General features: G+C 68.2%; 11 protein-coding genes. 6 read left to right on the plus strand and 5 right to left on the minus strand.

The window, feature by feature from the left end; all coding sequences use genetic code 11:
* The first annotated feature begins 32 nt into the window (after positions 1–32).
* From ABD210_RS30450 to ABD210_RS30470, 5 genes are read left to right on the plus strand one after another with little or no spacing between them, the layout of a single operon-like run.
* The gene (locus tag ABD210_RS30450; protein WP_344116215.1) at positions 33–1019 is read left to right on the plus strand and encodes a phosphotransferase family protein; all 987 of its coding nucleotides are present in this window, start codon (positions 33–35) and stop codon (positions 1017–1019) included.
* Positions 1020–1036: 17 nt separating this feature from the next.
* On the plus strand, positions 1037–1864 hold the full coding sequence (gene fdhD / locus ABD210_RS30455; RefSeq protein WP_344116218.1) for a formate dehydrogenase accessory sulfurtransferase FdhD: 828 nt from the start codon (positions 1037–1039) through the stop codon (positions 1862–1864).
* 58 nt (positions 1865–1922) lie between these two features.
* Positions 1923–2531: a sigma-70 family RNA polymerase sigma factor gene (locus ABD210_RS30460; protein ID WP_344116219.1), complete on the plus strand. Its 609-nt coding sequence runs from the start codon at positions 1923–1925 to the stop codon at positions 2529–2531.
* 5 nt (positions 2532–2536) lie between these two features.
* On the plus strand, positions 2537–3283 hold the full coding sequence (locus ABD210_RS30465; RefSeq protein ID WP_344116221.1) for an anti-sigma factor: 747 nt from the start codon (positions 2537–2539) through the stop codon (positions 3281–3283).
* Positions 3284–3308: 25 nt separating this feature from the next.
* Positions 3309–3539 (plus strand): hypothetical protein, encoded by a 231-nt coding sequence (locus ABD210_RS30470; RefSeq protein ID WP_344116223.1) that lies wholly within the window; start codon positions 3309–3311, stop codon positions 3537–3539.
* A 3-nt stretch (positions 3540–3542) separates the two neighbouring features.
* Here the strand turns inward: ABD210_RS30470 and ABD210_RS30475 are convergent, their stop codons facing one another.
* Entirely contained in the window at positions 3543–6320 is a 2778-nt protein-coding gene (locus ABD210_RS30475; protein WP_344116225.1) for an AAA family ATPase, read from the minus strand.
* On the minus strand, positions 6317–7447 hold the full coding sequence (locus ABD210_RS30480) for a metallophosphoesterase family protein (protein ID WP_344116227.1): 1131 nt from the start codon (positions 7445–7447) through the stop codon (positions 6317–6319). The genes ABD210_RS30475 and ABD210_RS30480 overlap by 4 nt, the downstream gene beginning before the upstream one ends.
* A gap of 147 nt (positions 7448–7594) precedes the next feature.
* Between ABD210_RS30480 and ABD210_RS30485 the strand changes: the two genes are divergently transcribed.
* Complete coding sequence (locus ABD210_RS30485; RefSeq protein WP_344116229.1) at positions 7595–8092, plus strand: phosphatase domain-containing protein; 498 nt, start codon at positions 7595–7597, stop codon at positions 8090–8092.
* 185 nt (positions 8093–8277) lie between these two features.
* Here the strand turns inward: ABD210_RS30485 and ABD210_RS30490 are convergent, their stop codons facing one another.
* Genes ABD210_RS30490 through ABD210_RS30500 form a run of 3 tightly spaced genes read right to left on the minus strand, consistent with a single transcriptional unit; the run spans position 8278 to position 11216 of the window.
* Positions 8278–9294 carry an ABC transporter ATP-binding protein gene (locus tag ABD210_RS30490; RefSeq protein ID WP_344116231.1) on the minus strand — a complete coding sequence of 339 codons (1017 nt, stop codon included), beginning with the start codon at positions 9292–9294 and terminating at the stop codon, positions 8278–8280.
* On the minus strand, positions 9287–10285 hold the full coding sequence (locus ABD210_RS30495; RefSeq protein WP_344116233.1) for an ABC transporter permease: 999 nt from the start codon (positions 10283–10285) through the stop codon (positions 9287–9289). The genes ABD210_RS30490 and ABD210_RS30495 overlap by 8 nt, the downstream gene beginning before the upstream one ends.
* 1 nt (position 10286) lies before the next feature.
* Positions 10287–11216: an ABC transporter permease gene (locus tag ABD210_RS30500; protein WP_344116235.1), complete on the minus strand. Its 930-nt coding sequence runs from the start codon at positions 11214–11216 to the stop codon at positions 10287–10289.
* Positions 11217–11558: the final 342 nt, after the last annotated feature.

Raw genomic sequence — 11558 nt, forward strand, 5'->3', positions numbered from 1 at the left:
GGTAACGGACGCAACTGGTTAAGGTCTGCCGCATGAGCGGACCGCCGGACGTCGACTACAGCGCCACCTCGGCGAGACCACCGTGGAGCGCTCTCCCGCTCTCTCTGCGGCGTTCTCTCGCCGTTGCCCTCGGCACCGAGATCGCCGAGGCCGGCCCTTCCGTGGGCTCCGGCTTCACCGGCGGGTTCGCCGCACCGCTCCGACTCGCCGACGGCCGCGAGGTCTTCGTGAAAGCAGCCGCCGGCTCGACCCACGCGTACGACGCCTACCAACGCGAGGCCGAGGTCGTCCCTCAGTTGCCGCCCGCAGTACGGGTGCCCCCGATCGTCGCCACCGCATACGCCACGGACGACGGGATCGACTGGTTCGCGCTCGCGGCCGAGCGGGTCGTGGGCAGGATGCCGGGCACTCCGTGGACCCGGCGCGACTTCGACACGGTGACCGCCAACTGCCTGACGACAGCCCACTCCCTCAGCCCGAGCCCGCTACCCGGGCTTGACGCCTTCACCGTGGAGATCGAGAGCCTGGGATTCCCGCGGCGGCTCCCCGCGGAGATCCTCGGCGGCGACCGCCCCCGGCCTGACGGTTTCCAGCCCTGGCTGCCACGACGGCTCCAGGAGCTCCAGGACCTGGTGGACCTCTATCCGGAAGCACTCGCGGGCGACTCGGCAGTCCATGGTGATCTCCGCCCCGACAACCTGCTGGTAGACACGGACGACCGCTGCTGGACGCTGGACTGGAACTGGCTCAGCCTCGGCCCCGCTTGGTTCGACTGGGTGTGCCTCCTCCCCGTGGCCCACCGCGCCGGAATCGACACGCTCGCCGCGGTCCGGACGAACCCGCTCACGGCCAACACGCCTGCTGATCACCTCGACTGCGTGGTCGCGGTGATCGCCGTCTACATGCTCAACAACCTCGACGCACCGCCTCCGCCCGGCTGCACGCCCGAGCTCCGACGCCACCAGCGCCTGTATGGCTGGGCCTTCCTGGACTGGCTCGCAGTACGCCGCGGCTGGTGAAGGCTTAAGTTGGGACTATGAGCAAAGGGCCGACCACCAGGTTCAAGGTCGAAGTGCTGGACGGGGAGAAGACGTCACGACGCGAGGATGTCGTCGTGACCGAGGAGCCACTGGAGCTCAGACTCGAGTGGCCCGGGCGTCCGCCGGAACCCCTCGTCGTGACGATGCGCACCCCCGGCTCCGACTTCGAGCTCGCAGCCGGGTTCTGCCTCGGCGAAGGCTTCGCAGTACGGCCGGGGGCGATCGACACGGTTGCCTACTGCACCGATGTGAAGCTGACCCGCGAGCAGCAGTTCAACACCGTCACGGTCACCTTCGACGGTCCTCCGGATCGCGAACCACCTCAGCGGTACGGCGTCACCTCGGCCGCGTGTGGCGTGTGCGGCCAGCAGAGCCTGGACGAACTCGCCGACCGGAACTACGAACCAGTGGATCCGGTGGAGGTTCCACTGGACGTAGTACGCCGGTTCCCTGATCTGTTGCGGGAGGCACAACCCACGTTCGGGCGGACCGGTGGGCTGCACGCGGCCGGGTTGTTCGCGCCAGATGGCCGCAAGGTCGTCGTACGGGAGGACGTCGGCAGGCACAACGCGGTCGACAAGGTGGTCGGCTGGAGCGTCCTGAACCAGCAAAGCCGCAAAGGCCTCGCACTCGTGGTCAGCGGACGGGCCGGCTACGAGATCATCCAGAAAGCGGTTGCTGCCGGTCTCGGCATGATCGTGGCAGTCGGTGCGCCGTCCAGCCTTGCCGTCGACCTGGCCCGCCGGTTCGACATCACCCTGGTCGGTTGGACGCGGGGCGAGCGCTGTGTGATCTACAGCGCACCCGAACGCGTCCTGCGCTGACCCATCCGCTGGCGCCTCCGCTCCGAACTGCATCCGACCTGGACCACCGACGAAGGGGATGCGACCTGTGAGCGAAGAGTCGACGGCCCTCCCGTGGCCGGTGGTTGTCGATGCAGCCTCCGGTTCGCCGGCCGACCTGATGGCGCGGGTGGCCCGGGGTGACTCGGTCGCCTTCGCGCAGCTCTACGACCTGATGGCGCCCCGGGTCTACGGCCTGATCCGGCGGGTGCTGCGGAATCCGGCCCAGTCGGAGGAGGTGACCCAGGAGGTGATGGTCGAGATCTGGCGGACCGCGACCCGGTACGACGCCGACCGCGGCTCCCTCACCTCGTGGGTCCTGACGATGGCGCACCGTCGGGCGATCGACCGGGTCCGGTCCGAGCAGTCGAGCACCGATCGGGAACAGGCGGTCGCCGCCGCCTCCTCGACCACCGAGTACGACGAGGTCGCCGAAACGGTGACCACCAACCTCGAGGTCGAACAGGTCCGCCACTGTCTGGGCTCGCTCACCGAGTTGCAACGGGAGTCCGTGACGCTCGCCTACTACGGCGGATACTCGTATCGAGAAGTCGCGGAGCTACTCGATGCCAAGCTCGCGACGATCAAGGCGCGGATGCGCGACGGCCTGATCCGGCTGCGCGACTGCCTGGGTGTGACGGGGAGGTGAGGGACATGACCACACCGGAAGTGCACGCGTTGACCGGACCCTATGTGTTGAACGCGTTGCCCGAGGACGAGCGGGTCGGGTTCGAGGACCACCTCGCCGACTGCCAGTCCTGCAGCGCGGAAGTGACCGAACTCCGCGAAGCAGCCAACAAACTCGGTACTGCGGTCGCCAGCGAGCCGCCGCACGCCTTGAAGACCCGCGTGCTCGCCGAGATCGCCACCACCCGCCAACTTCCACCGCTGCTCAAGGCCGACGAGTCCCCCGCGGCAGGGGTCGAAGCACAGCGCAAGGGCTTCAGCCGCAGGTCGTTCTTCTCCCTGGCCGCAGCGGGTCTGGCAGTTGCCGGAGCAGGCGGTATCGCGATCGATCAGTACCGCGACAACAACAAGACCAAGCAGCAGAACGAGCAACTCGCCGCCCTGCTGGCTGAGCCGGACGCGCAGACAGTGCGCGGCAACGTCAAGGGCGGTGGCCAGGCGGCCGTGGTGATGTCACCCAGGAAGGACACCGCCATCGTGCTGCTGCACGACCTGCCCAACCTGCCCGACGGCAAGACCTACCAGCTCTGGCTGATGGACAAGTCCAAGGTGATGCACTCCGCCGGCCTCGCCAGCGGACAGCCCAATGGCGATGAGTCCAAGCTCATCCGAGGCGGCATCGCAGACAAGATCGCCCTCGGCCTCACGGTCGAGAACGCCCCCGGCGCCACCACCCCGACCTTGCCTGCCGCCGCCTTGATCGCGATGGCCTGACCCGAGACCGACGTAGGCTCTTGGCGTGGACGCGCTGCTGGCCTTGGTGATCTTCACCGTCTGTCTGATGGTGCCGCTGGCCGTCCTGACGTGGCTTGCACGGCTCGCCAAGCGTCACGGCACTGCGGGCGCGGCCCTCGCCGGTGCGGTGGCCGCCTACGACGAGTTCTACCGCACGACAGCACACCAGTCGCACTACGAGCTGCGAGTCCAGGCCGACCGCAGGAGCGAGCAAGGCTCACCCGACGACCACTAGGCCTCAGGCTTCGAGCTTGATGAAGGTTGCCCGGGGCACGTATTCGTAGCGCTCCGGCATGCACGTCAGGATGATCACCTGGCCGTGATCCCCGGCCCGGCCGAGCAGTGCACCCATGTCCCGCAGTCGGCCCTTGTCTGACCAGCCGAGCGCGTCGTCGAAGATCACCGGCACGCTGCCCTCGCCGGTGCTGACCAGGTGACTGATCGCCAGCCGGGTGATGATCGCGAGCTGCTCCTGTGCACCCGTCGACAGCGACTCCACCCGCAACCTGGCGCCGTCCAACTCGCGCTCGGCAACCGCCAGGTCGTCGTCCAGCCAGACCTTGAAGCTCGGGCCGTAGACGCTCCGCCCGAGCGATTCGATCCGCGTCTGCAACGGCTCGGAGTACTTCGTCTGCGCCTCCGCGCGATGCCGGCCCAGCGTCTCGTACACCCGCCGAGCGGCATCCGCCCGGCGCTTCAGACCTTCATGCTCCGCCCGGATCGCCGCCAACTCGAGCTCGGCCGTGTCCCGCCGCGTCGCCAGCCCATCGCGCCCGGACTGCTCCAGCCGTCCCTCGGTGGTCCGCAACGAGTCCCGCAACACGTCGCGCTCTCCCTGCAAGCGGGTCGCTACCGCCAACGCGTCGTTGAGCGCACCAGCAGCCTCATCCGCGCCGGCCTCATGCGCCTGCGCCTGGACCGCGGTCAGCTCGTCAAGCACCGCCTCGACCTCGGCAGTGGCCTTCTCTTCCTCACCTTCGACCTCCTCGTCGGCAAGCACCGCCCGCGCGGCCACGAGAGCTTCGACGGCCGCAGCCAACCGCTCCTCCGCCAGCTCCGAGCGGGCTCGCGCCTGCTGGGCCTCCGACCGATCCTCGTCGGCCGCCTTCCGTGCCTGCGCCGCCGCGAACTCCGCGTCCGAAAGCAGCCGCTCAGCCACCGCCAGCTCGGCCCGAGCATCCTCCAGCGCACGCTCTGCCGCCCCGAGATCGCCGCCTTCCATCGCCGGTACGACGAGGTCGGAGAAGTCGAAGGTGTCTTCCTCGAACTCCTCGAACAGCGACATCTGCCCCGGCACGTCCTCGACCGGCGGCAGCTGCTTACCGGACGGCTTCGGCTCGTCCTCTTCCACCTCGCCCGTCGCTGCCGAGATGCCCAGACGCGCACACAGCAAGGCGATCCGCTCACTCGGATCGCCGTTGGCCGTCAGCGAACGCTCGGTCCGCCGGGCTTCCTGGAGTTCGGCGGACACCATGTCAGCCTTGCGCAGCAACTCCCGCGCGGCCGCGAGGTCCTTGACCCGGGCCTGTTTCAGCAGGTCCTTCTCCAGCCGGACTGCCTCATCCAGCCGGGATCGCAGAGTGGCCGCCTCGCCACCCGCGTGGACCCTCACCTCCACCTGTCCCGGTACGTCGACCACCAGCTCCCCGGACACCAGCAGCTGGACGTCCTCCTCCAGCTCGCCCGGCACCTTGACGCCGGCCCCTGCGTCGAGGCCGGTCCCGGACAACAAGACCACCTCCGCGCCGACCCGTCGTACCGAGACTTCCGGCACGCCGGCGGCCAGCGCGGCGCGGGCCTCGACCACCTTCGCGCGGGCGTCCTCGAGTGCCGCTACCACTGCGTCATCGACCTTGACGCCGTCGAGGACCATGCCCGCGGCGGCGATGCGAGCCCGGACGTCGACCAGCTCGCTCTGCTGGACCAGTAGTCGGTCGAGCTCGGCCCGGTCTGCCAGCTTCGAGACGAGGCGCTCCGCTTCGTGGACGTCGCCGCGGCGTTCTTCCTTGAGCTCGACGATCTCGGCCAACGCCGCCTCGGCCGCGCGTACGGTTTCCGCCGCCTTGCGTGCGACCGTCTCGGCATCCGTACGCCGCTTGGCCAGCTCCGCATCGGCCTCGGTGAATCGCGCGACCTCAGCGAGCAGACGTTCTCGTTCGACCCGGGTGCGGGTGTGGTTCTCCAGTCTCGCCCGCGCGGTCTCGGCCCGGGCCCGGACGGAGTCCCTCCGCAGCAGGATCTCGTCGGTGTCCTTCTTCCTGATCCGGAGTTCCTCGACCGACTTCAGGTGCTCGCCGAGCCGGCCGCTGAGGTCCTCCAGATCCAGGGCGAGCCGCTCGGCGCGGCGGATGTCGGCGACCACCTCGTCCATCGCCTTCAGCGCCTGCGCGGCGGTCAGCTCGGCGGTCGCGACCCACTGAGCGGACTTGGCGAACTCACCGGTGGGGCGACCACCTCTGGTCCAGTAACGCAGATACTCGTGCTCCACCGCGGTGACCAGGGGCATGGACGCGCCGTCGACCGGCGTACCGGATTCTGCTGTCACGGCGGTGATCAGCGGCTCGGCGTCGGCCGGAGTCGGCAGCACGAGCGACTGACCCTGGCTGACCATCAACGTCTGCCAGAGCACGGGATCGACGTTCTCGGCGAAGAGCCGCTCGGCCTCGTTGTGCGCCTCGCGCCCCGTCCACGACTGCCGCCGCCCGTCCGGGTCGACGATGGCCAGCTCGGTGGCACGGTTCTTCAGCCAGCGCTTCGTGTAGGTCAGCTCGCGGCCGCCCAGTGTCAGCTCGACCGTCACCTCGGGCGCGACGTCCTGACCGACGGGCTGGATGTCGGCGATCCGCTTGGCCTTGGAGTCGTCGGGCAGTTCGAAGACCAGCGCGAACGCCTCGACCAGGCTGGACTTGCCCACCTCGTTGTCGCCGACCACCACGGTGGTCCCGATCGCCGGCAGGGAAACGGAACGGTCCTTGACGCCACGGAAGTTCCGCAGCGTCAGGCTGTGCAGCCTCATCCCGCGTCCCGCGCCAATCGGTGCATCAACGTCAAGGCCGCACCGGCTCCTTCGTCTCCGCCGGCCAGTGCCTGGCGCAACTCCTCCATCGCGGCCCGCGCGGGACCGCTCAACTGCAACGCGTCCAGATCGGCCGCGTCCGGAGCCGGCCGGACCGTCCAGAACTTCGCCCACCGCTCGACGCTCGCGAACACCTCGTTCTGCGCGTCGACCATCGCGTCGAGCCGGCTCAGCAGCGGCAACGGCAACGACCCGTCGGCCGCGAGCCGGACATAGGTCCGCTCCTTCTCCGGCAGTTCGGCGAACCAGTCCTCCAACGCCGCCAACGACTCCTCGTCGTACAACTCGGCATGATGCTCGACCATGTGCCAGGCGCCGACACGGACCGGCTCGACCTCGATCGCGTCCGCGCCGAGCGTCACCTTGAGCACGTTGCCCGGGTGGGTCTCCTCCGGCGCGGTGACCTCCTGCGTGCCGGAGAACCAGATCCGCTCGGTCACCTCGGTCGTCGAGTGCCGGTCCCCCAGACCGACGTAGTGCAGCCGGCCGTCGGCCACCGCCGCTTCCAGGGCCACCTGATCGATGGTCGGTACGTCGGACATCCCGCCGCTGAGGCTGGTCAGTTGGCCGTGCGCGAGCAGGATCCTCTTGGTGCCTTCCGGGGCCGGGGGCAGCTCGGCATACCCAGGTGCGGCCGGGTCTGCCAGCGGTCGCCGCGAACGCCAGGGCGCACCGACGATCTCGAGGCCCGGAAGGATCTCGATCGGCTTGGAATCGGTGACGACCATGACGTGCGAGGGCGCGTGGCCGGTCCACTGCGCGGAGGTCCAGAGCGAGCCGGGCTCAAGAGCGTCGTGGTTGCCCGGCAACAGCACCACCGGGACCTCGATCCGCTTCAGCGCTTCACAAGCACGCAAGATCGTCTGCCGCTCGACCTGGTTGTGCTCGAACACGTCCCCGGTGACCACGACGAAGGCCGCGCCGGTCTGCTTCGCGACGTCACCGATCCGCATGACGGCATCCAGCCGCGCCTGGGCCCAGCGGGCCTGGCCGTCCGGTCCCAGGAACCGGCGCATCATGCCCAGCTGCCAGTCCGAACTGTGCAGAAACGTGATCGAGTCTTCCATCGCGCTGAGAACGCTAACCCGCCCCACCGACAACCACGCAACCAACACACCCACAACCCCGCTGTTGCCCGCCATCCGAACACCTGAAATCCGGTTGAAGCGCGGCCCGCGGGCCTGTCGACCGTGCCACCTGGTTAGCTGGAGAACGTGCCTGACGACCGACGCCCGTACGCCGTACTGGATATCGACGCGACCTTGTCCGATACGAGCAAGCGGATCCACTTCGTCGAGAAGCGCCCGAAGGACTGGGACTCGTTCTTCGCCCATGCCAAGGACGACGCCGTACTCGACGAGGGCCTGGCCGTGGCCACAACCCTCGCCGAGGGGCACGACATCGTCTACCTGACCGGCAGACCCGAGCGGCTCAGGCGCGACACCGTCAAGTGGTTGAAGGACAACGGCTTCCCCGAGGGCAAGCTGCTGATGCGCGGCAACAACGACCGCCGGCCGTCGGCCGTGATGAAGCTCGCTCGGCTGCGCACCCTCGCCCAGGAGCGCCCGGTCGCAGTACTGGTCGACGACGACGTCAAGGTGTGCCAGGCAGCGGAGAAGGCCGGCTACACCGTGATGCACGCCGACTGGGGCCTCGATGCCGAGACCCAGCCGGCGCTGTCCGCAGCTCAGGAGACCGAGGGGCGCACCTGAGCTGCGGACCTACTTGCTAAGGCCGAAGACAGTAGGGGCTCGAGAGTTTCGGGGAAGTAGGAGGCGACGCGGTGGTCGCCAGCTGCCACCGGTTCCAGCACCGGGCGGGTCGTCGCGCAGACGTCCTGCACCTTGTAGCACTGGGTACTTCTTCACTCCGTTGAGGCGGAGCAGCTCATCGGTGCTCACAGCGCTACCCCCTGCGGACGGCGGCCGAGGTGGCAGGCCGCTTCGTGATAGCCCTCGCCGGGGCGTGGGGTCAGCTCCGGGCGTTCGGTGATGCAGCGCTCTCCGACGCGTTCGGTGTAGGCGCAGCGCGGCTGGAACGGGCAGCCGGTCGTAATCGAACCAGGCGAGGGCGGGCTGCCGGGGATCGTGGTCAGCCGCGGCTTCGGTGGTACGTCGACCCGCGGCGTCGCGCCGAGCAAGCCCAGGCTGTACGGATGGGCCGCGCGATGGAAGAGGTCCCGCACGGTGCCGCACTCGGCCGCGCGTCCGGCGTACATGACCAGCACGTCGTCCGCGACCTCGGCGGCCACACCGAGATCATGCGAGATCAGCACGAGAGCGGTTCCGAACTCGGTCTGGATGTCTTCGAGGAGCCGCATGATCTGGGCCTGCACGGTGACGTCGAGCGCGGTGGTCGGCTCGTCGGCGATCAGCACCGTCGGGTCGTTCACCAGCGCCATGGCTATCACCACGCGCTGGCGCATCCCGCCGGAGAACTCGTGCGGGTAGCTGTTCGCGCGCTGGTCGGCGGACGGGACGCCGACCAGGTCGAGCATCCGGACGGCCCGCTTGTGAGCCTCCTTCTTGGAGACGTCGTGGTGCAACCGGTACGCCTCGGCAACCTGCCAACCCACGGTGTAGTAGGGATTGAGGGCAGAGAGCGCGTCCTGGAAGACCAGCGCGATGTCGTTGCCGCGGACCTTGCGGAGCTCGTCCTTCGACAGCCCGGTCAGCTCGCGACCGCTCAGCAGCACCTCGCCCTTCATTTCGGCGTTTGACGGCAGCAACCCCATCACCGCGGCCGAGCTGACGCTCTTGCCCGAGCCTGACTCGCCAACGATGGCGAGAGTCTTACCGGGGGCAACGGAAAAGTCGATGCCGTCGACGGCAGGCACCAGCCCGCCCTCGGTCCGGAAGGTCACGTGCAGGTCGTGGACCTCGAGCACATCCTTGTCAGTTGTCTGTTCAGGCATGACGCACCCTCGGGTCGAGTACGCCGTGCAGCACATCCACCACCAGATTCGCGAGGATCACCAGAAACGCCGAGAACAAGGTCACACCAACCACCACGGCTACGTCGAGCTGACCGACCGCGTTGATCAGCAGCTCCCCCAGGCCCCGCATGCTGAACACCTTCTCGGTCAGGATCGCGCCGCCCAGCAGGCCGCCGAGATCCAGTCCGAACAGCGTCACGATCGGCACCAGCACGCCACGGAGACCGTGGACGAGAACCACCCGTCTCTCCCCCGCGCCCTTGGCCCGGGCGGTGGTGATGTGATCGCGATTCAGCTCTTCGAGCATCTGAGCCCTGGTCAATCGGATGTACGACGCGGCCGAGAGCGCGGCTAGCACCACCCAGGGAGTGATCAGGTGCCACGCCCAGTCCACCGGGCTCTGCGTGAACGGCACGTACCCGTTGACCGGCACCATGTTGAGCCAGAACCCGAAGACCAGGATCGCGAGCAGCCCCACCAGGAACGAGGGCGCGGCCACTCCGATCAGCGCGAATCCGACGGCGAACCGGTCGAGCGCCTTGCCCCTTCGGAGGGCGGCGCCGACACCGAGCGGGACCCCGACCACGAGCCAGAGGATCGCCGCGCCGATCGCGATCGAGACGGTGATCGGCAGCCGATCGAGGATCAGCGTGGTGACCGGCCTTGCCAGCGGGAAGGAGTACCCGAAGCAGGGGGCGTTGCACTGGACCGCGGCGGTGCCCTCCCCGAAGGTCCTGCCGGCCACGATTCCTTCGAGGAAAGCCAGGTACTGCTGCATCGTGCTCTGGTCCAGTTGCATGAACAGCCGCGCCTGCTCCAGCCGGTCCGGAGTACAGGGCTTGCCGCAGCCGAGGCGAGCCGGGTCTGCCGGCAGTGCGTAGAAGATCAGGTAGACAGCGAGGCTCAGCGCGAGCATCACGAGCCCGGTCGCGAGCAACCGGCGAACCACGAACCACACCATGTCGGGCATCTCAGTTCGCCCTCCGCAGCCGCACGTCGAACCCGTCCCGTACGCCGTCGCCGAGCAGGGTGAATCCCAGCACGGCGAGGAAGAGCATCGCGCCGGGGAACACCAGGAACCACGGGTCCGCACCGGTGTAGACCCACACGATCGAGTCGGAGATCGACCGGCCAAGGTCCGGTGTCGGCGGCGGGACACCCACGCCGAGGAACGACAGCGCGGCTTCGAGTCCGATGAATCCCGGCACGGCCATAGTCGCGACCACGAGCACAGGGCCGAGCAGGTTCGGCAGCAACTCGCGGGCGATCACCTGCCAGCCGCTCGACCCGACCGAACGTGCGGCCTCGACGAACTCCCGCCTCACGAGCGACCTGGCCTGACCACGAATCAACCGCGCAAGCCCGGCCCACCCGAACACACTCAGCACCACGATCAGCAACAACCAGCGCGGGAATCCAGCCGGCACAATGATGCCCAGGGCAATCATGAAGACCAGTTGCGGAAACCCGAAGAGGAAGTCCAGCAGCCGCGACACCACCGCGTCGTACCAGCCGCCGAAGTACGCCGCGCTGATCCCGACGAGCGTCCCGATCACGGTGGTGATCAAAGTGACCACGACCGAGATGAACAACGACGTCCGCAGACCGAGCACCACGATCGCGAACAGGTCCCGCCCGGTCAGCGGCTCAACCCCGAACCAGTGCGCGCCGCTGACCCCACCGATCGCACCTTGCGGCGCATTCCTACGCGCCGGATCGAGCAGACCGATGTTGTAGGTATAGGGGTCCTGACCTTCCAACTTCACGAGCAGCGGCGCCGCTGCGGCGATCACGACCAACGCGATCACCACTACTGCACCAAGCCGGGCACTTCGGTCCCAGCGCACACGATGCAGTGCCTGCCGGGTCGGTGAGACGGTCGTGGTGACCGAGGAACTCACGAGCACTCCTGACAACGATGGACTTGAACCCAGCCGAAAAACGGTAGGCCAGAGTCTCCCACCACCCGGGCCATTCAACCTGTACTCCCGACCCGCTCGGCACCTTGAACCTGAGGCGATGCCCGGATGCAGAGGTACCACACGCCACCCTGCTTCATACTCACCGGGACTCCTCATGGCCCGTCCGCACGGGAGGTCAGTCAGCGGCTTGTGTATATCCGGTTTTTGGCTGGGTTGGGTGTGATGTTTTCCCTTGTGGATAAGGGCAAACGGGATGGTTGCGGGTTTGCTCGGGGTCCCCGGCCGGGCGTAGGGTCGAACACATGTTCGGACGGGATGTGG

The organism is Kribbella alba (assembly GCF_039529635.1).
Classification (GTDB): domain Bacteria; phylum Actinomycetota; class Actinomycetes; order Propionibacteriales; family Kribbellaceae; genus Kribbella; species Kribbella alba.